The sequence below is a fragment of the Anatilimnocola aquadivae genome, assembly GCF_049819085.1.
In the GTDB taxonomy this organism is placed as follows: Bacteria; Planctomycetota; Planctomycetia; order Pirellulales; family Pirellulaceae; genus Anatilimnocola.
The window spans coordinates 14,888-36,746 of sequence record NZ_CP187419.1 but is presented as its reverse complement, the minus strand read 5'-3'; the positions used below and the strand labels follow the sequence as shown (position 1 = coordinate 36,746).

Below are 21,859 nucleotides of genomic sequence, written 5' to 3'. Positions count from 1 at the left end.
GCGGGAACCCAACGACAAAATCGCCCAAAACCGAATGTTTCGAGCCTGTTACTCTAGCGGTCGGCGGGCAAGATCGTCAACGCGTGAGAGGCTGGGCCGGGCGGACAAAAACTAGGGCAAATTCAGCCGCCGCAACGGGGCTGTTACGGCAAGTTGGGGCCTCATCGCCCGCCAAGTCCCGGGAGCTTTGTCGGATTCTCCGCCTGTCCCGCGCGCGGGTCGCAACGTAAAATCACTTGCTATGAGCAAAGACTATTACGAAACACTGGGTGTAGCTCGCGGGGCGAGCAACGAAGAAATTCAGAAGGCTTATCGCAAGCTCGCGCGCAAGTATCATCCCGACCTGAACCCGGACGACAAAACAGCCAAGCAGAAGTTTCAGGACGTGCAGACTGCCTACGAAACGCTGAACGACCCCAAGAAAAAGCAGATGTACGACCAGTTCGGCTCGGCCTACGAGCAGATGGGTGGTGCACCGCCAGGCGGTGGTGGTAATCCGTTCGGCGGCGGCCAGGCTCCTCCCGGCTTTGAGCAGATGTTTGGCGGTGGTGGTGGCGGAGGGGGCAACCCCTTTGGTGGCAGCAGTGGCATCACGCTCGAAGAGTTGATGAAGCAGTTCGGCGGCGGCTTTGGTGGTGGCGGGTTCGAAGGGGGCCCAGCGCCCAAGCGACGCTCGCGCAAGCAGCAACAAGTGCCCGGCGATGATGTGCGCCACGAACTGGACATTCCCTTTCAGACGGCTGTGCTCGGCGGCAAGATGGCTCTGCGATTGCAACGTCCCGATGGCAAGATCGATACGATCGACGTCAGCATTCCCCAGGGAATTGAATCTGGCAGAACGATTCGGCTGCGCGGTCTGGGCGAGCCCTCGCCCAACGGCGGCCCGGCGGGCGACCTGCTCATCACTGTCCGCACGCGTGAGCACGAAGCGTTCTCGCGGCAAGGTCTCGACCTGACCGTGAAGGTGCCAATCACCATTGCCGAAGCTTGCCTCGGCGGCAAAATCGATGTCCCCTCGCCGCACGGCACCCTCACCCTGACGCTGCCTGCCGGCACTTCGAGCGGCAAGCGCATTCGCGCCAAGGGACAAGGGGTGCATACGAAAGATGGCAAGCAGGGGGACCTGTATGCCGAGATGATGATCACCGTGCCGAAGACGCTGGGGAGTGAAGCGGCGGAGTTGGTCAAGAAGCTCGCTGTGGAATTGGATCAGGCTCCGCGAGCGGAGCTTCGGTTTTAAGGATGCCACCACTGACTCCCTTCATCGCCGACTGGTTGCTACTTGCCCAAGAGCAAGTGCAGCAGAAACAGCCGTTGCTGATGAAGTTGGACGGGCCAACGCGGGCGAAGGTATTGGCCGCTCTCGCAGCGCTGGTGATGCTCGGCTTCTTGCTGGTTACCCTGGCGTGGCTCGGGGCGCGAATGACGCGGCGATACATGGGCAGCGCGCCGAAGAAACTACCACCGACGAAGCTGCCCAGTGATGAAGAGTGGGCGCGCGAGGTAGTCACGAATCACGCGGACGATGAGCCAAGAAACGAGCAGGGCTGAAACACGCGTGGTGCTTCAGCCCTGAGGTTGATTTGCAGCTGATTCAACTCGACTGGCGCGAGCTGGCAATCACACTAGCCACCTGCTGGCAACTTGCCGCTCTTGATGATTTCGCCGAACGTCTTGCCGCTGGCAGCCTTTTCGCCTGCAGCCTTTTCCAGACCTTCGACGATGTACTTCTTTTCGGCATCAGGGCCTTCCGCCTTGGCGGCAGCATGTCCGGCCTTGGTGAGGAACATGCCGGCAGCCTTGCCGTACTCGTTCTTCATCTTCTTGTTGTTACCTTCGTGGCAAACGTTGCACTTGGCAGTGCCGGCAGCCTCGACGAACTCCTTGTTGGTGTTTCCTTCGACGTACTTCGCGGTCCATTCCTTCGCGAACGGAGGCAGGGCCGAAGCCGAGCCGGCGGTCAGCGAAACAACAAACGCGCCGAGGAGCAGCGTCAGACAAACTTTCTTCATCCGTTTTCTCCGCAGAATTTTGGAACTGCCACAGCAGGCACAAAGCCAACCGCCGCGACCATTCGCAGCGAAATTTTTGAAGGTAGGAACCACGGGCAGCACACGTAGTTAACTCGGCAAGATAGGCAATGTCAAGTCGAGTGAACCGCCGTAGGTCGATCCGATTATCGCTCGAAAGTCTTACCTGGGACGGGTTTTCCGTGGAATAAACGTCGGCTGATTTGGCTCGCCACAACAGCAGAATCGTAGACACCCGAGAGATTACGTAGGGTGGCTGTGATTGGTTCCCGCGGCAGCTCCCCGATTGGTTGGTTTGCCGCTCGCCGATTGCACTGGCTGCAATCGGCGCGGGCTGCGTAAAATGTAGGGATTCGCAACAGTAGCCCGCCGCATCAGCGAGGGAGCTGGGCGAGTCGTCCCGCGCTCGAATATTCCTTTCCCTAACAAGTCGGCAGGTATGGGCGGTTACAAGTCCCTCAAACGCGTGCTGGGCGAAACGCATCTGGGACGGAAGCTGCGCTGGCTGTTTGGTCTCTGCCTGTTCGGACTCGTGCTCATCGCCTTCTGGCTCGTCGACTGGATCGGCGAAGACCTGGTGATGCGAAATATTCACCGCAACGGCCGCGAGTGGGTCCGCTATCACATTTTCGATAAGCACTGGGAAGCCTGGGAAACCAACGAAGCCTTGAAGCCGTTTCGCAACCAGTTCAGCAGTGCCCTGCTGCCCGAGAACTACAAGTCGCGCGTCATCTCTGTCGACAAGGACTTCGTGCAACGGCTGAACGACAGCAAGTTCAACCTGCGACCCAGTGCAAAAGACCCAGCCGACAAACAGCGGATCTGGGCCCCAGAAAACAAAGAAGAAGAAGACCTGCTGCGGCAACTACAGGCCGACTTTGAGCAGGCCATCGCCAGCGAAGCTGACACGCCCTCTGACCCTGCGCAACCGCCAGGCCCCGATCAACCGCTGCGGCATAGCTTGGCGCTGGAGAAGTTCGAATCGGTGTTTGCGCGGCGTATCGACCACGACAAAGACAAGTACTACTACTATCAACCCGTCTATTGGGACCGCAAGCTATGCGTGTCGTGCCACGAGGGTAGCTACGGCAAAGACTCCGTCGCGGCCAGCGATGCCGCCGCCGATGTCAGCAAGTTGCCCTATCTCGTCACGCGCGTCGACCTGCCCTACGGCAAAACTCGTTCGGCGGTAAACACCATTCGCGCGGTTCTTCTTTCCGTCGGCATTCTCACTGTGTTTCTCTCGATGGTCGCACTTTGGATGGTCGTGCGCTACGTGGTGCTCAAGCCGCTGGCGCACTTGCGCGAGGTCAGCGAATCGGTGACGCGCGGCGATCTCGATCAACGGGCTGAGATTAATACCAACGACGAATTCGAAGAGCTGGCCGGCTCGTTCAACAAGATGTTGCGCCACTTGATCGAAGCGCAAGGTCAGCTGCAAACCGCGAATACCGAGCTCGATGGCAAGGTCGATGAACTCGCGCAGCTCAATATGCAACTGCACGAAATGAACCGGCTGAAGGGCGAGTTTCTCGCCAACATGAGCCACGAGCTGCGCACGCCCCTCAACAGCATCATCGGTTTTTCCGAAGTGCTCGGCGGCATCGATTCGCTCTCGGACAAGCAAAAGCGCTACGCCAACAACATTCAAAAATCCGGCCGCCAGTTGCTCGAGATGATCAACGACATTCTCGATCTCTCGAAGCTAGAAGCGGGCCGCATGGAACTCCGCCTCAGCGAATTCCGCATCGACGCCATCATTCACTCGCAGTGCGATATCGTCCGCCCGCTGGCCGAAGATAAGAACATCGACCTGGCCATCGACATCGAAGCCGACCTGCCGACACTCTTTCAGGACCAAGCGAAGGTTCAGCAGATCCTGACGAACCTGCTCTCGAACGCCATCAAGTTCACGCCTGAAGGGGGCCGCATCACCGTCGGCGCGAAGGGCAACCCGCGCGGCTTTATCGAGCTCTATGTCGAAGATACCGGCGTCGGCATCGCCGAGTCCGATCGCGAAATCATCTTCGAAAAGTTCCGCCAGGGAACTGCCGTCCTCGGCCGCGATATTCTCACTCGCGAATACAGCGGCACCGGCCTGGGACTCTCGATCGTCAAAGAACTATGCAAGCTGCTCGGCGGCGAAGTCCACGTCGAAAGCGAACTCGGCAAGGGAAGCACCTTCCGTGTGCTCATTCCCTGGATGCGGGCCGAACAGCCTCAGCAAACTTCGAAGCTGAACGCCCGTCTGGATGAAATCTCGCGTCCTCGCCGCAGCGATGTCGAATCGGTGTCGACCGACACAGTAGTGATCGGCGAGTAGCTTACGGAATCAGCTTACGGAGTCAGCGGGTAGGTCTGGCCGTTCACTCGCAGTTCGCCGTTACGCAGGCGAGGCGGTGGTCCTTGCTCCATGACACCCACGGCCTGACCGCTGGCTTTGGAGCCTTTAATGTCGATCACCATCCGTTGCTCGGTGTTGCCGGCTTTTTGGTTGGCTTGCGCTTCGGCCATCATGGACGAGAAATTGACCGAGACCGATTCGATATCGCCAATGTGCTCTTGAACCACAGGGTCTGCTTGCAAGGAGGGCTTAATCTCGTTCGCCGCAGCCGTCAGGGCGGCATTCATGAGCGAGCTACCACCAAAGTACATGGTCCCCGCGCAACCGCAGCAGACCAGCAAGGCCACGCCGCCAATACCCAGCAGCACGTACAGCAACACGTTCGACTTTTTCGGAGCTACCGGAGCGGTCGAGGGAGGAAAGGAAGAGCCGGAGTTTGGATCGAACGACATACGAGGAGTCCTTTACTGATGCGCGTGCGAGAGTGCCGCCTCAAAACGACAAGCTGGAATAGCCGCCTATGATAGCCGCCCGACCGTTAGGTTCGCCAGCGGACGCCGGATATTGGGGCTGCGGCGGCCGGGAGATCAGGAGTTGGCGGGTCAGGAGTCAGCGGTCAGCAGTTCGTAGCTCGCACCATCTGGCAACCATCACCGCCCCCGCCCCTGCGGCGGGGGTTCATTGGCTTCTGCACTAGCTGACCTTCGATGCGAACTCCAGATCAGCTTGCCGAACTTCGGCGTGAGCAGGAATGGCTAGGTTGCTTCCCTTACCCGCCCCGCTCATGCCCTCCGCTGAGGCTCTGGCGATCGCCCCAGTTTGATAACTTTTTCGCGCGTTTTTTTGCGTCTGAACAGCCCCTTTAAATCTCGTTACCACCGTCACTTCGGTCGAATGATAACCAGTTATTGCCCGTTTTGCTGATAACCGTTTGATAACCGACCAAGACTGCCATTTTGACAGGCGGCAGTCTTCCAATGGTCGCTTCAGAGGCTCTCATTAGGGCAATTACTGCTCCATAGATACGACTAACATATAGAACAATCATCAATCACTTACGACAAATTGGAATAGCTGTTACCAACTATGCATTGTGTGTATCTTCAGGAATCCAGCGGCGTCGGCAAGGAGACTGCTATTCGCTGCCCAGAGGTGTCGCCGCAGCGGGACCATTGTCCTTCCCTGCTGGCCACCGACGCCCGCGCAGCAGCATCCGAGTCGGCCTGTCTTCTTCTACAGGTCGTTCCACCAAATTGCTCAAGAACATTCCGACATTGGCGCAAAGTGGTGATTGATTGTCAAGTGTTTCCTGGACAATTTATGCGGACGCTGATCGCTCATTGTTCGATACGCAGCAACTTCCTGCCAAGCCAAACCATCACGACTAGCCCGAACACAGTTCCCGCGACGAGGCCAAATCCGAAAGCATAGTAAACGGGAGCGTAACTATTCTGGCTTCCCGCCAGCCAAAACGCGTTCATAACTCCACACAGTCCCGCCGTGCAAATTGCGCAAAAGGTGACTGCAGTAGCAACATACAGAATCAAGACCAGGCCGATCGAACCGAAGAAGAAGGCCAGCCGCGCTCCCCAAGCCATATTTTCTCCCTCGCTCCGTCGCCGTTGCATGGCAACGCCGGTACGAATGAGTGCGGGCGTGAAAAGGATGGCCGCGCCGATTCCCAGCTCAATCCGCCAAACGCCAATCCCCAACCAAACCGCGGCCAGCGTGACGACACTCAGCAGTGTTGCGAGGCTGAAACTTGCCCGGGACGGCTGATTCGCTATGGCTGCCGTTGCGAGCCTGCGATTGACACTACAAACGTGCAGCGACGCTCCCGCGTCGGATAGCCGCTCGCCACAACGCCGGCAATGGTGCGATCGTTCCGGATCAGAAGTGGACATCTTCAGCCACCAGTCCCTTACTTCTTCACTTGGCTAAAGTTCTTCGGGCAACCTCAGCTCACTAAGGGAGTTGAGGGGAGGATTCGACTTTAGGACGAACGGAAAGGATCGCTTGATTCCAAAAACGTCGCCAGGCACGCGATCGACAATGCCACTCGACCAGTGGTCGATCGACTGTTCCTCCCAGCTTCCCCCGCGGACGTTCATCACGGGGTTATACGTGTTGAGCCCATATTGGAAGTAAATGCTTGATTCGCTTACCCGCCACTTGCCGACCAAGATGACGGGATTGCCGGGATACCACAGATAGCAGCGGCCACCCGGGTCGAGGTATTCAATTTGATTGCCGTGTCCCAGATCGTAAAACAGCAGCGTATTTCCACAGTACTTGCAGCCTGTGCGCGGAAACTTTGCTTCCCATTCGGCATCTAACTTCGCGAGTCTGCGGCGCAGCCAGAACCAGAGCACCGTCAAAACTACGACAGCGAGCCCGATGACCAAAAGGTAGGAATTCAAACGGGCTCCTCCAGCACTTCGATACTCTGCCTTGGTTTACCTCTTCACGCCCGTTGTCTTCTCGACTTCCTGCGGGTGGAAGGAGTTGCTTTTGCCAGCGACAAAGCACCGGGCAGTAGCCGCCGCGGCCTGGAGCGTATCCGACCACTACCTGAAACGCTATCGGTTTTGCCCCGGCCGACTTGCTAGGGCCGGGGTGATTTGGGAGAGTCACGGGCTGAGGCACTTGGCGAATGGCCACATCATCATGAACACCAATAGCTTGTTTCGTTCCGGCAGATGGAGCGACATTCTGTTGCTCGCGGTTGCCTATCTGCAATTCACGTCATGTACACAGCGACCCGAAGCCAGCCTCTCCTCGCCAGCATCCGCAGAGCACCGCGACAACTTGCGAATGCTGCAAGCTTGTCAAGAGAGTGTAGTTCGGGTTGAGTTCGTTGCCTTGGGCTATGGCCCCGGTGAATCGATTGAGCGAGTTGGGCCAGTGGTCGTTAGCGACGAAGCAGCCCTCCGTGAATTCAGGACTGCCCTGAGTGGTGTGGCGAGTATCCGCCCGAATAACGAGCCGAGTTACGATTCGGAATTACATGTCGCTTACCTGACGATTGTCTACCAGGGTGTTTCGCAGGTGCGCTGTCGAGTTGTGGGGAATTCCATCGTCTTCTTTGACAACGAGCGCTCGCTGGGCACCACTGATGATCGACTACCTGACTGGATTCAAAAACAGTCAATGGCGTTTGCTCGCTCCACACCAGATGGCGTGCTGAAGGTTGGCAAATAGCCGACCTTGCGCTAGAGCTAGTTACATTGGAGAAGGAAGTCACGCGAGTTAGGTACGGGGTACCTGGACCTATCTTCTTACACTCGTTCTGCAGCCCAGCGATCGCAGCAGGACCGTGATCTTTGAGCGCCCGTTCGCCCAGCGACAAATTGTCGTCGCTGACAACTTCTGTCATCGTACGTGTTTACGCCGCGAACGCAGAATTGTGCGCTTTTACGACTAGAAAATCCCCTCTTTTTGATTGAGCCGGCTATACGGCGAACGCATAATCGCCCCCTCTTTCCCACCTTCTGGGAAGCAACGCCGCATCAACTGAAGAGGAGCCCGGACTATGATTCGCACCCCCCAGCACGACCGCAAATACGCCCGTAACTTGTTCTTCGAAAGTCTCGACTCGCGCGATCTGCTCGCGGGTGATATTGCAACCGTACTGACAAGCTCCGTCGCGCACTACGCCGATGATGGCAACGCGTGCCTATGGCTCGGCAACTCGTTCGCCGCTGGCGAAGCGACGGAGCCCACTTCGCTCTTTTCGAATGGCGGCGCTCCCCAGCAAGTTTGGGTGCCCGCTGCTTACAACTATTCGTACGCCAATCTCTGGTCGGCGACGGCTCTCGCGGAGGCGCGTTTTTCGTTTGCCACACCGGCCGACTTTCAATCGCTGGTCAGTGCCAAGGTCGTGATCATTCCCCGGCTGACGTTCAACGTGAACTACTCGCTCGACTTGTCGGTTTCGCCGAATGGAGATACCGCCGCTACCGTCGATCATCAACTGCTCAATCAGGGCCCACTCGTAATGACGATTGGGAAGGTGATGGAAGTCGATGTGTCGTCGATCTTCCCGGCAGGACTCACACCGACGACCGATAACCTTTCGCTCAAATTCACCGGCGCGAACTTAGGCGTGTTCCAGGTCGTGGGTCTGAAGTTCGATTACCTCGGCGCGCCGGGCACTCCGGGTCCACAAGGACCGGCTGGACCTCAAGGCGAGCCCGGTCCGCAGGGAGCAACAGGTGCTACTGGAGCCACTGGCGCGCAAGGAGCTGCAGGTCCGATGGGACCTCAGGGAATTCCCGGCGCGAATGGTGCCACTGGGCCGCAGGGCCCCCAAGGTGCAATGGGCCCGATTGGTCCGATGGGGCCACAAGGTCTGCCAGGCGAAACAGGTGACACCGGAGCGACTGGGCCTCAAGGGCCTGTCGGGGCAACGGGTCCTCAAGGTGCGCAAGGACCACAAGGTGTTCCCGGCGCGACAGGAGCCACCGGCACTGCGGGGCCCGCTGGTCCCCAAGGTCTGACCGGCCCCCAGGGACCACAAGGACCTCAGGGCACCGTCGGTCCAGCTGGCCCGCAAGGTGAAACGGGCGATACCGGAGCAACGGGCGCTCAAGGGCCAGCGGGGCCTATCGGTGCAACGGGCCCTCAAGGAGCCCAAGGTCCGCAGGGTGTTCCCGGCGCGACTGGAGCTACGGGAACCCAAGGACCACAAGGTCCGCTGGGGCCCATCGGTCCCATGGGGCCGCAAGGCTTGCCGGGTGAAACAGGCGACACCGGAGCAATTGGTCCTCAAGGTCCGCAGGGTGTTCCGGGAGCAACTGGCCCTCAAGGAGCCCAAGGTCCGCAAGGCGTTCCCGGCGCGACTGGGGCCACTGGCCCTGCTGGTGCTACAGGTCCGCAAGGCGAGACGGGCGATACCGGAGCCACGGGCGCAACAGGGCCACAGGGTGTTCCGGGAGCAACGGGCCCTCAAGGACCTCAAGGCGTTCCCGGCGCGACAGGAGCAACGGGCGCTGCTGGACCCCAAGGTCCGATGGGCCCCATCGGACCCATGGGGCCACAAGGCTTGCCGGGTGAAACGGGTGACACCGGAGCAGCTGGGCCTCAGGGGCCGCAGGGTGTTCCGGGAGCAACGGGCCCTCAAGGACCACAAGGCGTTCCCGGCGCGACTGGTGCCACGGGGGCTACTGGCGCTGTTGGTGCTACCGGGCCGCAGGGAGTGACTGGGCCTCAAGGACCGCAAGGTCCGTTTGGACCAACCGGGCCGCAGGGAGCGACTGGGCCTCAAGGACCGCAAGGGCCACAGGGACCACCCGTGCAAAGTGGCTCGGTGAATCCCGGCAGTCCTACGCTGGGCCAACTCTTCTACAACACGACGAGCAATTCGCTACTCGTATGGAATGGCTCAGGGTGGCAGTCGGTCTATGAGCCGACCGAGGCATATCAGGCCCCTACGCTTGGTACAGGCTGGTCAAATGTCGGCAGCGGTTTTGCCCCCGCCGGTTTCTACAAGGATCACACAGGGCGAGTCTTCTTGCGTGGGTTTATCCAAACTAGTGGTGGCAGCACCACCATTTTCACGCTTCCCGCAGGTTACCGTCCGGCATTTAGTACGGTGGTGTTGTCATCCCATCCAGTCAGTGGCAACGTAAATCCCACGATCACAATTACCGCCGCCGGCCAGCTAATTGTCACCAACTACTTCGCAGCGGGGCAGTATTCGCTGGACGGAATCTCGTTCCGAGTGGCCTAGTTCGCGCAAGCAACCAGGCAGCGAATCGTTTTGCGGGTTCGCTGCTTGGTAGCACGGGTTTACTCGCATGGGTGCTCCCGTGCCATCAGGAGTTGCGAGCCAAACTGGCGACGTAAGTTCTTTCGGCCTTCAGTTAGGGGTGTTCACAAACGGGTGGGGGTTTGTGAACGGTGGGTGGCGTAACTCTCGGGTGCGGCGCGCGTTGGTGTTCACAAACCGGCCGGATTGTGAAAGAAGTTTACTCGGCTGGTAGGCAGGTAAGCGAAGTTACGTCGAAGCAGTGGTGGTGAGACCGAACGGGCAAGAGGGTCAGGTACGGGGTACCTGGACCTACGAAAAGGTCAGGTCGGAGGGACCAGGAACAGGCGGTCTTCGGCGTCGAGTTCGGTGAGGTAGATGTCTTGATGGGCGGGCCACTTGGCTGAGGCTTGCCACTGACGCAGATAGGGCGTGGGATCGATCAGGTCGCTGCGACGATAGTAGGGTCCGTTCGCAGGATCTTTCGGACTGGTGCTCAGGTCGCCGCTCGCCTTACCGCTGAACATTTCGAAGTGGAGCATGTCGAACCCATCGAAGCGGGCCGAGCGATTCGTACCGGGCTGGTCGCCGATGTAGCCGATGATCTGCCCCCGCTTCACGGTCTGCCCTGGATGCGCCAGGACGACCGAGTCGATCTCGCAGTAGCGGGCGACGAAGCCGCTTTTGTGGCGGATGGCAAATTCGTACGTAACCTGCGGACCTTCACGAGGATAGAACTTGCGAGGCTCGTACATCACGAAGCCATCGTCCACGGCCAAGACCGGCGTGCCGGGAGCAGCAACAAGGTCGCAGGCTCCGTGCAGCAGCGTCCCGGCCAATCCATTCTGCCTAGCCACGGCGGACCGATCGGCACCGAAGCCGCGGCCGCCGCCGTATCCGCCTCTCGGCACAAACGGAACTGGGAATTGCATGGTGAAATCCTCGGTTGAAAGTACGCTTTTGATCGGACTGCCCACGCGAAGCAGGAGTCCGCTTCGGCTTCTCCCTCCTTCATCCCCACGGCGGGACGAATCGGCCAAAAATCTTTCGGCTGGAGACATGCGCGAGGTAGCTTCCCCGGCTGAGCGCAGAACCGGTGATGGTGTTACAGATAGCTGCGAGGCTGAAGAGCGTCAGCCGACGAAGGTCTTCACTTTCCAGCGATCGGTCTTGCTGGGGGTGAGGACGGAGAAGAGGCGACCGTCGGGCGTGACGGCGGCTAGCTCGGTGCCTGGGTAGGGTGGCAGGTTGAAGAGTACGCCGTTGTTCTGCAGCGCTAGGGCTTGCTCGAACGAAATCGGGAGCCGCGGCATCTCGCCGACCGACAGCAGCGACGCTTGCAGCAGCGGCCGAAAGCTGTCGCCGCAGATCGCTTCCGGCGGGGTGGAGTCGGCAATGATAAAGGGACCGATAGCCGTGCGCCGCAGTTGCGACATGAGTGCTTCGGTCCCGACAGCGCGAGCCAAGTCGCGCCCCAGCGAACGAATGTAGGTGCCGCTGGCGCATTCGATCTCGACTTCCACTTCCGGATACTCGTAGCGAAGCAGCTCGAAGCGGTGGACGACAATCGCGCGGGGTTGCATCTCGACGGTGCGACCTTTGCGAGCCATTTTATAAGCCCGCCTGCCGGCAACCTTGATGGCCGAGAACGCCGGCGGTGTCTGCATGAGGTTGCCGAGGAACTGCGGTACTGCCGCTTCGAGTTCCGCCCGTGTTGGTTGCCGGGCGTCACTTAATACTTCGACTTCGCCGGTGATGTCTTCGGTATCGCTGGTTTGCCCGAGCAGGAACGTCGCTCGGTAGGTTTTCGAGAAGCGATGCAGGTAGTCGACCAGCTTGGTGGCCCGCCCGACACAAACGAGCAGCACGCCCGTCGCCAGCGGATCGAGCGTGCCGGCATGCCCCACGGGCAACGGCTTGAGTTTGTGCTCGAGCTTGGTGACGACCAGCCGCGAGCTGATGCCAGCGGGCTTATCGACGTTGAGGATGCCGTGGAGGGGGTTCTGAGTTTCGAGTTCTGAGTTCGGAGACAAGACCATAAAACGCGTGAAACAAGCTCCTGTCTCAGAACACAAAACTCAGAACTCAGAACTAATTTGCTGGAACTTCCTTCGCCACAAACTCCGGTTCGATCACGCGCATCGTGCGCCATTTTCCTTGCAGGAAGCGCAGCAGGTAGATGATAGCCATGCTGAAGATCCAGGCGGTCATGACGTACCACCAGCCGTAGATGCCCCAGTCAAAGTACCGCTGCAGGACGTTGCCGGCAACGATCATGAGCGTGGAGAGAGTAACGGCAACGTAGAGGACGAACTGGGTATCGCCGGCCCCTTTGAGGGCGCTGACGAAGATGATCTGCATGGCATCGAACAGGGCGTACAGGGCGACGAACTTCAGCAGACTCGTCGTCATGCTGCGGACAGCTTCGAACTCGGCGGGATCGGCACCCCGTTCGTGAAAGTAGAGGAACCAACCCGGCAGGAACCAGTAGGCAGCGGCAAACACGGCGCTGTAGACGAGCCCAAACGTCAGGCCGGTCCAAGTGGCCCGCGCCGCGAGTCGGTCGTTGTTGTCCCCCAGGTATTGCCCCACGAGCGTGGACACGCCAATGCCCAGGCCAATCAAGGGAACAAAGGCCACGCTGTTTACATTAAATGCTAACGCTGTCGCCGCACCTTCTACTTCGCCGATGCCCGCGATGAACATCGTCAGCAGGGCAAAGCCGAGGGTTTCGATGAGCATGGGCAAGCCACTGGGAAAGCCGTATTTCATCAGGCGGCCCATGAGTGGCCAATCGAGCTTCCAGGCATCGGCCATGCCGAAGTGCTCGCGGTCGTAGGGCCGCAACATGAGCAGAGCGAACACGGCCACGTTGAACCAATTGCCCAGGGCGGTGGAAATGCCCGCGCCGACGATGCCCCACTCGGGAAAGCCGAACTCGCCGAAGACCATGCAGTAGTCGAGGACGATATCGATCAAGCTGCCGACGATGTTGACGATCATCACCAACCCCGTTTGTCCGCGGCCGGTATAAAGCGCCGACATAGCGTTCGACATCACCACCGCCGGACCACTGAGGGCCAGCGATTGAAAGTAGAGCGTTTGCAGTTCGATCTGGCGTTCGTTGCTCGTGGCGATTGCGAACAGGTAGTGCGCCAGCGGCACGGTGAGCGCGAAGAGCGGAATGGTAGCGAACCCAAACCAGATGCCCTGCCCCACGACATGGCCGATCCGCTTTTGTTGCCCCGCGCCGTAGTACTGCGCGACGAAGGTATTGACGTACGAGGCAATGCCCGAGGGCAGGCAGAGAATCGTCCAGTGCATCATGCCGCTGGGAAGCGAAGCAGCCATCGCGCTGGAATCGTACCAAGTGAGAAACAGGCGGTCGAAGAACCAGCTGACGGCCCAAAAGCCGGTCGAGATAATCAGCGGCAGGGAAAGTGCCAGCACTTCTCGCCCGCCCGCTGGTCGCTGCCACCAGCTGCCGTCGGATTGGGGTGCGAGAGAGGAAAGCATGGGCCACGAGTAAGAGAGGTTAATCAGCAAGAGGCCAAGGGTAAGCAGGTGGCAGAGAATCTTGGCCTACGAGGCAGACAACAGTCCTTGCAGCAGGTTCGCGTACCGCTGATTGAATTCACCGTTCGACATTGTCGTGCAGCCTGCTGCCTGAGCCTTCGCTAGCAGCTCGTGATCGACGTGCGGACCAAAGGCGATGATCTGCGCCGTGGGCGCAACTGCTTGAATGGCAGCGACTAAACCGAGCAAGTCACCGGCCACGCCCGAGCCCAAGTCAATCATTGCCAGGCGGCAGTCGGCGGCTAGTTTCGTCGGCACTTCGGCGGCAGACCGTAGTATGACCAGGGGCACGCCGATCGCGCGCGCCGCAGCGGCGATTCGCATCGCAAAAAACATCTCGCTGGAGAGCACGCAAGCTGTAGCCATATCGGATTGTGATACCATGAAGCGAACAGACAACTCTGGGGACCTGCGCTTCGTCCCCAGCCACGATCTTGCGGGAAAAGGACAAGGGAATGAGCGAGCAGCCATGGTATCACGCGGGCCTGAAGTTTGAGTGCACGCAGTGTGGAGATTGCTGCACGGGTGCCCCAGGCTATGTATGGGTGAACAGCGCCGAAATCGCCGACCTGGCCGCTCTGGTCATGCCCGAAGATCCCGAGAAGTTCGAAGAGCTATACGTCCGCCGCGTCGGTGTGCGTAAGAGCCTAAAGGAGTTCCCCAACGGGGATTGCGTCTTCTTCGATACGGTGAAGCGGAAGTGTACGGTTTACGACGCTCGCCCGCGGCAATGCAAAACCTGGCCCTTCTGGGATTCGAACCTGCGCAACGAAGCCGAATGGCAGCAAACCTGCGAAGTTTGCCCCGGCAGCGGTAAAGGCAAGCTCTATCAACTGGGGCACATCGAAGAGCAGCGGAAGATCGTCAAAGTCTGAGGTAGGAACCCTTTGCGACGCTGTCCGGCATCATTTTCTGACAAATATTTTGCGACTGGCCGGCGACCACCACTGGCCCTGCTCGCATTGCCGTAAACAGCAGCTCGCAAGCGACTTGCGACGATTCCTTTGAAACACGGCCGACCCTGCTGCTGGTGCCGCTTGTGCCGGCTAGAGAAAATTTGCCGGTTGTGCTGGAGTTTGCCGGCAGCCTCGTCCGATACTTGTGTTCACAGGAAAAACGCGCCGCAAGCGCCTTCTCCTGGGGAACTGGTGAAACGAAGATGGGAGCCCAAAACTCCTTGCTAGTACCTTCGGCAGAGTCGTTACAGACGACGCAAGACCGCCGGACTTAAGGCAGGGACGCTTGACTCTAGTACTTACGCCACCTACACTTGGATCGTTCTTAAGCAGCAGACTCGCTGCCTCAGAAATGCCGCCAAGTGCCCCAAGTGGGAGGAGTGCCCGTCGTGACCAAGAAAGAGATCGTGAAGACGATTTCCGAAGAGATCGGCCTGACTCAGCTGAAGACGAAAGAGATCGTCCAAAAGACGTTCGATGCTATCGTCGAGACGCTGGTTGAGGACGGGCGAATTGAACTTCGCAACTTCGGAGTGTTCGAGGTCAAACGACGAGCCGCTCGCAAAGCGCGCAATCCTCGTACCGGCACAAGGGTCGATGTACCAACCAAGTACGTCGTAACCTTTAAGCCCGGCAAGGAGATGGAAGAAAAGGTCCGGCTCTTGGAAGAGCGGGAAGCCGCCCGACAGGGCAATGGTGCTCCCCCCTCGACTGAGCCGCCTTCAACTCCAGCCTCCGACACCGGAGCTAGCCCCGAACACGATTCGACAGACAGTTGATCAAGAGCGGGAACGACATAGTACGATCGCGGTCACTGAACAACATTCAGTACGCAAGATCAGCAAACGCAAGGGATTGCGGTCGCACTCACGGAGGATGGTATCATGCGGCAGTGGATTCTCGGAGCGATCATCGCAGTTAGCTTGGCCGCCAACGTGGGCTGCTTCATTCCGATTTATTCGGGTGACCCAGCCGTGCGAACTCGCCAGCTGATCTACACGTCGGAAAACTTCCGGCAAATCACCGAAGAGTGGGAGCGGATCTGGTTTCTCGACCAGCCCAGCCACTTGACGCCCCACCGTGTTCACGGCGGTGTGATCTAAGCCTGTTCACGCGCAACGCGAGTCGTAGCTTCAGCTTGGCTCGCCTGGACTGAGCGTGTGTTCGCGCGAAGGTGAACAACTTTCTACGTACCTACCAAAGCCCCTGTTGGTGCCTGACGCATTCACTGCGCCGATTGTCCCATTTCTTGCCAGGGGATAAACTCGGGCCTGTGGTTCGAGTTTCGTCTTCCCCACCTTCTTCTTAACGGCCCTGTTGTGTCCGAGCCCGATCTTGCCGTTTCGCTGGGGCGACTTTCGCTCCGCAACCCGATCCTCACCGCCTCGGGCACTTTTGGCTACGCTCGCGAAATGCAGTCGCTGGTCGACTTCACCAAGCTGGGCGGCATCCTGCCGAAAACCATCACCAAGGCAGCTCGCCCTGGCAACAAGCCCTGGCGAACCGTCGAAACGGCCGCTGGCCTGCTGAATTCGATCGGCCTCGATAACGACGGCCTCGACGCCTTCCTCGAACATCACTGGCCCTACCTGCAAACGCTGCCGACTGCTGTGGTAGTGAGCATCGCCGGCAGCAATCACAACGAATTTGTCGAGATGGCCGCAGCCCTCTCCGATCAGCCCAACCTGGCAGCCATCGAACTCAATATTTCGTGCCCGAACGTGGCCCACGGCGTCGACTACGGCGCCGACCCAGCCCTCTGCTTCAAGCTGGTCTCCGCCGTGCGCGAGCGATGCCAGGTTCCGGTCCTCGCCAAGCTCACACCCAACGTCACCAAGATCGTCGACATCGCCAAAGCGGCCAGCGACGGCGGTGCCGATGCTCTGTGCCTGGTGAACACGGTGCTGGGCATGGCAGTGAACTGGCGGAAGCGGCAGCCCATGCTCGGCAACATCGTGGGTGGTCTCAGCGGCCCCGCGATCAAGCCGATCGCCCTCCGCTGTGTCTATCAAGTGGCTCAAGCGGTGAAGATACCCATCATTGGCATCGGCGGTATCGCGACGATCGACGATGTGATGGAGTTCCTCGTCACGGGCGCTTCTGCCGTGCAGATCGGGACTGCCAACTACTACGATCCAACGGTCACCACCAAGCTGGTCGCCGCACTTCCCGCGGCACTGGCGGAACTCGGTGCGACCAGCGTGCACGAAATCGTCGGCACGCTCAAACTGCCCGGCAAATAACTTCTACAAGAATCAACGCACATGAGAGTTCTCTCCGGCATTCAGCCCACGGGTCGCTTCCACTGGGGCAACTACTTCGGGGCCATCCAGCAGTACATCGACCTGCAACATGGCAACGAAGCCTACTACTTCATTGCCAACCTGCACGCGCTCAATACGGTGCGCGATCCCAAAGCCCTGAGCGGTTACACGCTCGACGCCGCGCTCGATCTGCTCGCTCTAGGTCTCGACCCCAGCAAAGCAATTCTCTTTGTCCAATCCGATGTGCCCGAGGTGAGCGAACTCTGCTGGCTGCTGATGACCGGCACACCGATGAGCATGCTCGCCAACTGTCATGCCTACAAAGCGAAGAAAGATAAGGGTCTGCCCGCCGATGCCGGCCTGTTCACGTACCCCGTGCTGATGGCGGCTGACATTCTCGCCTACGATGCCGAGATTGTGCCCGTCGGCGAAGACCAGATCCAGCACATCGAAGTTTGCCGCGACCTGGCCGGCAGCTTCAATCATCACTTCGGCGAAGTCTTCGTGCTCCCCAAAGCTCGCGTGCTGCAAGCCACGGCCAAGGTCCCGGGCCTTGATGGCGAGAAGATGTCGAAAAGCTACAACAACACCATCGAAGTTTTCGAGCCCATCGGTCCTGCCCGCAAAAAGATCATGCGGATCCCGACCGACTCGCGCCCCATGGAAGAGCCCAAGCCCGACTACGAAAGCGACAATCTCTACCAGCTGTTTTCGCTCTTCGCGACCGACGCTCAAAAGACCGAGATGGCTGCCTTGTACCAGGCCGGCAACTTCGGCTACGGCACCGTCAAAAAAGCGCTCGCCGACGCCGCCGAAACTTACTTCGCCGCTGCCCGCGAACGCCGCGAGAAACTGGCCGCCGATCCCGCTGCCGTGCAAGAAATCCTCCGCGACGGCGCCGCCCGCGCTCGCAAGAAAGCTGGCGAAGTCCTAGCGCGAGCGAAGAAGGCATGTGGATTAAAATAGCGTGTATGGGTCGCGTATACTGCTGCTGCTATCCACAATAAAATCAGCTTAATCCACCAAGCGGGCGGACGCAAAAATCGCATGAGAATCGACTGGCTCGAACTGCGAAATTTCAAGAAGTTCCGAGAGGAATCTCTGCGGTTTCCTCGTCGCGCCGATGCCGCTCCCGACGCCGGTTCATTTCATGTACTGATTGGTGAGAATGGAGTCGGAAAAACGAGCATTCTCGATGCCTTGGCAGTAGCTTTGGGCGTTTGGTTGGAACGCAAACCTGATTCGTTACTTGAGAACAGCCATCGGCGCATCACCAAAGACCAAAAGCGCTTGCTCGGGACTAAGCTCGGCGATCGCTGGCAACTTCAGCAGGCTCAGGAAACTACGTCCGTTCGTGTACGCGGCGATATCCTAGATCAACGTAGTGTTACTTGGGGACAGGCCTTGCCCATTGGGCGTTCCAAGGTCAGCAATGAGCTATCAAAAGCGGTTCTTGCTCGTATTTGGGATGCCTACCAAAGTATTGGAACGGGCGAGAAAGTATTGTTACCCGTAGTCTGCTACTACGGTGCTGGGCGTGCGTGGTTGCCGCACAATGAGCGTCAAAAGGCGAAGGCAAAGTCGAATGGACCGGCAAATCGATGGGAAGCCTTTTACGATTGCCTCAATGAGCGGATACGCTTTGCTGACTTGGCGCATTGGTTTCAAGTGGAGCAACTCGCCAAAGGAGCCGGCGACGGACAATATCGCCCCGGATTTGAAGTGGTACGTCGCGCGATTCTGGCATGCGTTCCAGACGCTGACGGCGTTTCTTACGATGGCGATTTTAAGGAAATCGTTTTGTCCATTAACGGCAATGCTCAACCCCTCAGCAACTTGAGTGCTGGCCAGCGCGTGATGCTGACACTTGTGGCAGATCTGGCCATCCGTATCGTTACGCAAAACAATTTTTTGGTCCCAGCGGACAAGTTGACTGCAGACGACGAGCCTTTACCAAGAGTATTGGCCCAAACGCCAGGCGTGGTGCTGATCGATGAACTAGACGTTCACTTGCATCCTACTTGGCAACGCCGCGCTGCTGTCGATTTGCAACGAATCTTCCCCAAAATTCAATTCGTAACGACGACGCATTCGCCCCAAGTAATTGGTGGCGTGCATCCGGAAGAGATTATCCGTTTGCTTCCAGCAGGAGGGCATGACGTGCCTGCACAATCCTATGGCATGGACACGAATTGGATTCTACAGGTCTTGATGAACGCCGATGAGCAACAGCCGGACGTAAAGCATGACTTGAAGCACATCTTCGACTTGATTGCGGAACGCAAACTTGATGACGCTCAGCTTGAAGTGGGAAAAGTTCGGGAGCAAATTGGCAACAGTGAGGCACTACAACGGGCAGCGTCAACAATTGAGCGAATTCGGTTGTTCGGAAAATGAGATACCTTCCTAAACGGCCCGAACCCCCGACGGCGATTCGCGAGTGGCGACAAGCTCAAGAGCCGATCGGCGTAAACCTCGATTACCCCAGTTTTACCCGCAAGCCACAGTTGCGTGCCGAATTGATTGAAGAGCAGTTCGGCCTTTGTGGTTACACGGGCGCTCCCGTGGATGAACGGCTTTCCGGGTTCAACGACAGCAACCTTGCCTTTCAAGCACACATTGAGCATGTCAAGCCCCGCAGGGTGTGCCAGACGGAACTGGAAGAACGGAAAAAGCGGAAAGACGTTTACGGGCGAGAGCTTTGCGAGGACATGGATCATCGCAATCTAATTGCGGCGTTGGAGGTAAAACGTAAGCCGCCGGCCGACGCCGAGATCTTCGGTGCTGCGGCCCATGGAGACGAGTTGCTACCGATCACCCCTTTGCAGCCAGACTGTGAATCATTTTTTCGTTACGGCATGAATGGTGAAATCGTCGGGAATGGTGATGATGCCGCGAGCACGATTCGATTGCTGAGGCTTGACCACGCAACACTGACGAGTTGGCGACGCGGCGCTATTGCTGCCTTCTTTCCCACGGATGAGATCCTGAGTCGCGAAGAAGTCGAACAGCGAATCCATATCCTCAATACTCCAGTGAACAACAAATTGGCGGAATTCAGCTTTTGCATCGCTGGTTATGCTCGCGAGTTGTTAAGCAAATGATCTAGGTGAAGGCTGGTCGCCAGCCTAGTGCAGCAAGATCTGTTAACGGGAGTTGTCCACCTTTATGCGACCACTTGCCGCCGTCGGTGCTCCCCTGCACTTCGTGCCGAAGCTCACCAGTCAACACTTTGGCCCGATAGATGATGCGGACATGATGCCAAGTTGCGCCTTCCTTCTGCGAGATAAACGAGTCGACGTGCGCGACGTACACCGCGCGCACCACCAAGCCCGTTTCTTCCAACACCTCTCGGCTCATGCCGCTGGCCGGTGATTCGCCGAAGTCAATGCCACCTCCAGACAATGTCCGCTGCCCGGCAAGTTTTTCGATCTCGGCCGAGAAGCGACAAAGCAGAATTTTCTCGCCGTCGACAATGACTGCGTAAGCAGCGACACAAGTTCGTTGGATGGCGTTCACGGGAGCTTTCCTACGGATTTGCTGTTAAATACGATGTATTTCGGTTACGCTAACCTCTATCCCGCCTCACTCCACCCACCTCAAAGATCTCGCCATGAATGCGATTCTCATGCTGCTGGCTGCGGCTCTCCCTGCGCAGTTATCGGAAGGCACGCTCCATCGATACGAAGGTTCGATGGTTGCCACGAAGGACGATGGCGATCCGCGGGTGAAGGAGTTTTCGCTGCTGGCGGTCGTGGGGCCGAACAACGCGGCCCGCACCTTTGACTGGGTCATTACCGAAACAGGTCGCGGCAGTTGGTCGTGGACCGAACGCTTCGGCCGCTGGAACATCGATGCCGCGCGCCGCGAAGATGTGCCCGAGGCTCCAGCGCTGATGTTTGAACGAACCGATGGCAAGAGCGTTGTCCCGCTTTGTCCGCTGCTGTTCACCGCCGAGAGTCCGCTGGCCAAAGGACAGAAGTGGACCGAAGATCGCTACGAATACGAAGTGGCGGGCGAAGCCACCCGAGCCGATCAGGCCTGCTGGGTAATCAATGTTCGCACTCCCTACGGCCCCAAGCGAACACTGTGGGTTGCGAAGGCTTCGTCACTCATCGTGGCCGTTCGCGAGACGGTCTTTGTCGGCCAAGGTGTGCAGCACGAACTGACATTCGAACTGAAGGAAACCAAGCAGCTGCCAACCAACGAATACGCCAAGACGACGCAGGCCTTCAACGCCTGGTTGGACCTGCGGGCCAACTTGCAGCGTCCCGCGCGTCACGAGCGAGCCGACTTGAACGACGAGCAACTGGCGCTAGCTCGCAAGCAACTCGCGTCGCTCGAATCAGCAGCCGAAGAGACGCCGCTTGCTCCCTTCGCAGCGGCCGCAGCCAAGGACATTCAGAATCAAAAGGGTCGGGCGGGAGCGATGCAGGCCCTGCGCGATGCTGCCGTGGGCAAGCCGTTGCCAGAACTCAAACTCACCGATCTCAGCGGCAAGCAACTCGACGCCGCTGCGTGGAAAGATAAGGTGCTGGTTCTTCACTTTTGGGAATACCGCGATGCTCCGCTCGAAGAGCCTTATGGCCAGGTCGGTTATCTCGACTTTGCCTCGCGCAAGCATGCCGACAAGGCGGTGATCGTGGGTGTGAATGTCGATGAACGTCTCGCCGTCGAAGATACCCGCCGCACCGCCATTGCGAGTGCCCGCAGGCTGAAGTCGTTCATGAATCTCAGCTACAACATTGCCCTCGATGACGGCGCACTGCTGAAGCAACTGGGTGACCCTCGCGCCGCGAGTGGCAAGTTGCCGCTGTTTGTCGTGGTGAGTCCGAATGGCAAGATCGCCACCTATCACGCCGGTCTGTACGAGATCAAACCCGAACAAGGGTTAAAGGAACTGGAAGCAGCCATCACCGCGGCCGCGAAATGAGCGGCGT

21 protein-coding genes are annotated in these 21,859 nt (G+C 58.6%); 13 read left to right on the top strand and 8 right to left on the bottom strand.

The window, feature by feature from the left end; all coding sequences use genetic code 11:
• The first annotated feature begins 241 nt into the window (after window positions 1-241).
• Window positions 242-1,240 (top strand): DnaJ C-terminal domain-containing protein, encoded by a 999-nt coding sequence (locus NA78x_RS00170; protein ID WP_425616388.1) that lies wholly within the window; start codon window positions 242-244, stop codon window positions 1,238-1,240.
• A gap of 2 nt (window positions 1,241-1,242) precedes the next feature.
• Entirely contained in the window at window positions 1,243-1,551 is a 309-nt protein-coding gene (locus NA78x_RS00165) for a hypothetical protein (protein ID WP_425616387.1), read from the top strand.
• Window positions 1,552-1,625: 74 nt separating this feature from the next.
• Here NA78x_RS00165 and NA78x_RS00160 read toward each other — a convergent pair whose 3' ends face one another.
• Window positions 1,626-2,012: a hypothetical protein gene (locus NA78x_RS00160; RefSeq protein WP_425616386.1), complete on the bottom strand. Its 387-nt coding sequence runs from the start codon at window positions 2,010-2,012 to the stop codon at window positions 1,626-1,628.
• 457 nt (window positions 2,013-2,469) lie between these two features.
• Here NA78x_RS00160 and NA78x_RS00155 point away from each other — a divergent pair, with 457 nt between their 5' ends.
• Window positions 2,470-4,353, top strand: coding sequence for a sensor histidine kinase (locus NA78x_RS00155; RefSeq protein ID WP_425616385.1), 1,884 nt, complete (start codon window positions 2,470-2,472; stop codon window positions 4,351-4,353).
• Window positions 4,354-4,367: 14 nt separating this feature from the next.
• On the opposite strand, the gene NA78x_RS00150 is transcribed toward NA78x_RS00155, so the two are convergent.
• Both NA78x_RS00150 and NA78x_RS00145 read right to left on the bottom strand, forming a co-directional pair.
• The gene (locus NA78x_RS00150; protein ID WP_425616384.1) at window positions 4,368-4,826 is read right to left on the bottom strand and encodes a hypothetical protein; all 459 of its coding nucleotides are present in this window, start codon (window positions 4,824-4,826) and stop codon (window positions 4,368-4,370) included.
• Between the two features lie 1,485 nt (window positions 4,827-6,311).
• On the bottom strand, window positions 6,312-6,794 hold the full coding sequence (locus NA78x_RS00145; RefSeq protein WP_425616383.1) for a hypothetical protein: 483 nt from the start codon (window positions 6,792-6,794) through the stop codon (window positions 6,312-6,314).
• Between the two features lie 295 nt (window positions 6,795-7,089).
• Between NA78x_RS00145 and NA78x_RS00140 the strand changes: the two genes are divergently transcribed.
• Both NA78x_RS00140 and NA78x_RS00135 read left to right on the top strand, forming a co-directional pair.
• Window positions 7,090-7,575, top strand: coding sequence for a hypothetical protein (locus tag NA78x_RS00140; protein WP_425616382.1), 486 nt, complete (start codon window positions 7,090-7,092; stop codon window positions 7,573-7,575).
• Window positions 7,576-7,906: 331 nt separating this feature from the next.
• Window positions 7,907-10,105 (top strand): hypothetical protein, encoded by a 2,199-nt coding sequence (locus NA78x_RS00135; protein WP_425616381.1) that lies wholly within the window; start codon window positions 7,907-7,909, stop codon window positions 10,103-10,105.
• 341 nt (window positions 10,106-10,446) lie between these two features.
• Here the strand turns inward: NA78x_RS00135 and NA78x_RS00130 are convergent, their stop codons facing one another.
• From NA78x_RS00130 to NA78x_RS00115, 4 genes are all read right to left on the bottom strand, one after another.
• The gene (locus NA78x_RS00130; protein WP_425616380.1) at window positions 10,447-11,055 is read right to left on the bottom strand and encodes a M23 family metallopeptidase; all 609 of its coding nucleotides are present in this window, start codon (window positions 11,053-11,055) and stop codon (window positions 10,447-10,449) included.
• 201 nt (window positions 11,056-11,256) lie between these two features.
• Complete coding sequence (gene truB, locus NA78x_RS00125) at window positions 11,257-12,156, bottom strand: tRNA pseudouridine(55) synthase TruB (protein ID WP_425616379.1); 900 nt, start codon at window positions 12,154-12,156, stop codon at window positions 11,257-11,259.
• Window positions 12,157-12,214: 58 nt separating this feature from the next.
• Complete coding sequence (locus tag NA78x_RS00120; protein ID WP_425616378.1) at window positions 12,215-13,639, bottom strand: MATE family efflux transporter; 1,425 nt, start codon at window positions 13,637-13,639, stop codon at window positions 12,215-12,217.
• A gap of 66 nt (window positions 13,640-13,705) precedes the next feature.
• Window positions 13,706-14,065: a hypothetical protein gene (locus NA78x_RS00115; protein ID WP_425616377.1), complete on the bottom strand. Its 360-nt coding sequence runs from the start codon at window positions 14,063-14,065 to the stop codon at window positions 13,706-13,708.
• Between the two features lie 89 nt (window positions 14,066-14,154).
• Between NA78x_RS00115 and NA78x_RS00110 the strand changes: the two genes are divergently transcribed.
• The 7 genes from NA78x_RS00110 to NA78x_RS00080 all read left to right on the top strand — a co-directional run bounded on the left by NA78x_RS00110 (window position 14,155) and on the right by NA78x_RS00080 (window position 20,023).
• Window positions 14,155-14,574, top strand: a complete 420-nt coding sequence (locus NA78x_RS00110; RefSeq protein WP_425616376.1) for a YkgJ family cysteine cluster protein — start codon at window positions 14,155-14,157, stop codon at window positions 14,572-14,574.
• Window positions 14,575-15,044: 470 nt separating this feature from the next.
• Window positions 15,045-15,434 (top strand): HU family DNA-binding protein, encoded by a 390-nt coding sequence (locus tag NA78x_RS00105; protein ID WP_425616375.1) that lies wholly within the window; start codon window positions 15,045-15,047, stop codon window positions 15,432-15,434.
• 105 nt (window positions 15,435-15,539) lie between these two features.
• On the top strand, window positions 15,540-15,758 hold the full coding sequence (locus tag NA78x_RS00100) for a hypothetical protein (protein ID WP_425616374.1): 219 nt from the start codon (window positions 15,540-15,542) through the stop codon (window positions 15,756-15,758).
• Between the two features lie 216 nt (window positions 15,759-15,974).
• Window positions 15,975-16,898: a dihydroorotate dehydrogenase gene (locus NA78x_RS00095; protein ID WP_425616373.1), complete on the top strand. Its 924-nt coding sequence runs from the start codon at window positions 15,975-15,977 to the stop codon at window positions 16,896-16,898.
• Window positions 16,899-16,919: 21 nt separating this feature from the next.
• Entirely contained in the window at window positions 16,920-17,885 is a 966-nt protein-coding gene (gene trpS, locus NA78x_RS00090; protein ID WP_425616372.1) for a tryptophan--tRNA ligase, read from the top strand.
• A gap of 81 nt (window positions 17,886-17,966) precedes the next feature.
• On the top strand, window positions 17,967-19,316 hold the full coding sequence (locus NA78x_RS00085; RefSeq protein WP_425616371.1) for an AAA family ATPase: 1,350 nt from the start codon (window positions 17,967-17,969) through the stop codon (window positions 19,314-19,316).
• Window positions 19,317-19,426: 110 nt separating this feature from the next.
• On the top strand, window positions 19,427-20,023 hold the full coding sequence (locus tag NA78x_RS00080) for a hypothetical protein (RefSeq protein ID WP_425616370.1): 597 nt from the start codon (window positions 19,427-19,429) through the stop codon (window positions 20,021-20,023).
• Between the two features lies 1 nt (window position 20,024).
• On the opposite strand, the gene NA78x_RS00075 is transcribed toward NA78x_RS00080, so the two are convergent.
• Window positions 20,025-20,438 carry an NUDIX hydrolase gene (locus tag NA78x_RS00075; RefSeq protein ID WP_425616369.1) on the bottom strand — a complete coding sequence of 138 codons (414 nt, stop codon included), beginning with the start codon at window positions 20,436-20,438 and terminating at the stop codon, window positions 20,025-20,027.
• Between the two features lie 94 nt (window positions 20,439-20,532).
• Between NA78x_RS00075 and NA78x_RS00070 the strand changes: the two genes are divergently transcribed.
• Window positions 20,533-21,852 carry a TlpA family protein disulfide reductase gene (locus NA78x_RS00070; RefSeq protein WP_425616368.1) on the top strand — a complete coding sequence of 440 codons (1,320 nt, stop codon included), beginning with the start codon at window positions 20,533-20,535 and terminating at the stop codon, window positions 21,850-21,852.
• Window positions 21,853-21,859: the final 7 nt, after the last annotated feature.

Bases quoted from the DNA above. Each gene is read 5' to 3' on its own strand.
- NA78x_RS00155 (WP_425616385.1), top strand. From the start codon at position 2,470: ATGGGCGGTTACAAGTCCCTCAAACGCGTGCTGGGCGAAACGCATCTG.
- NA78x_RS00150 (WP_425616384.1), bottom strand. From the start codon at position 4,826: ATGTCGTTCGATCCAAACTCCGGCTCTTCCTTTCCTCCCTCGACCGCT.
- NA78x_RS00160 (WP_425616386.1), bottom strand. From the start codon at position 2,012: ATGAAGAAAGTTTGTCTGACGCTGCTCCTCGGCGCGTTTGTTGTTTCG.
- NA78x_RS00100 (WP_425616374.1), top strand. From the start codon at position 15,540: ATGCGGCAGTGGATTCTCGGAGCGATCATCGCAGTTAGCTTGGCCGCC.
- NA78x_RS00085 (WP_425616371.1), top strand. From the start codon at position 17,967: ATGAGAATCGACTGGCTCGAACTGCGAAATTTCAAGAAGTTCCGAGAG.
- NA78x_RS00170 (WP_425616388.1), top strand. From the start codon at position 242: ATGAGCAAAGACTATTACGAAACACTGGGTGTAGCTCGCGGGGCGAGC.
- NA78x_RS00115 (WP_425616377.1), bottom strand. From the start codon at position 14,065: ATGGCTACAGCTTGCGTGCTCTCCAGCGAGATGTTTTTTGCGATGCGA.
- NA78x_RS00070 (WP_425616368.1), top strand. From the start codon at position 20,533: ATGAATGCGATTCTCATGCTGCTGGCTGCGGCTCTCCCTGCGCAGTTA.
- NA78x_RS00135 (WP_425616381.1), top strand. From the start codon at position 7,907: ATGATTCGCACCCCCCAGCACGACCGCAAATACGCCCGTAACTTGTTC.
- NA78x_RS00120 (WP_425616378.1), bottom strand. From the start codon at position 13,639: ATGCTTTCCTCTCTCGCACCCCAATCCGACGGCAGCTGGTGGCAGCGA.
- NA78x_RS00165 (WP_425616387.1), top strand. From the start codon at position 1,243: ATGCCACCACTGACTCCCTTCATCGCCGACTGGTTGCTACTTGCCCAA.
- trpS (WP_425616372.1), top strand. From the start codon at position 16,920: ATGAGAGTTCTCTCCGGCATTCAGCCCACGGGTCGCTTCCACTGGGGC.
- NA78x_RS00130 (WP_425616380.1), bottom strand. From the start codon at position 11,055: ATGCAATTCCCAGTTCCGTTTGTGCCGAGAGGCGGATACGGCGGCGGC.
- NA78x_RS00110 (WP_425616376.1), top strand. From the start codon at position 14,155: ATGAGCGAGCAGCCATGGTATCACGCGGGCCTGAAGTTTGAGTGCACG.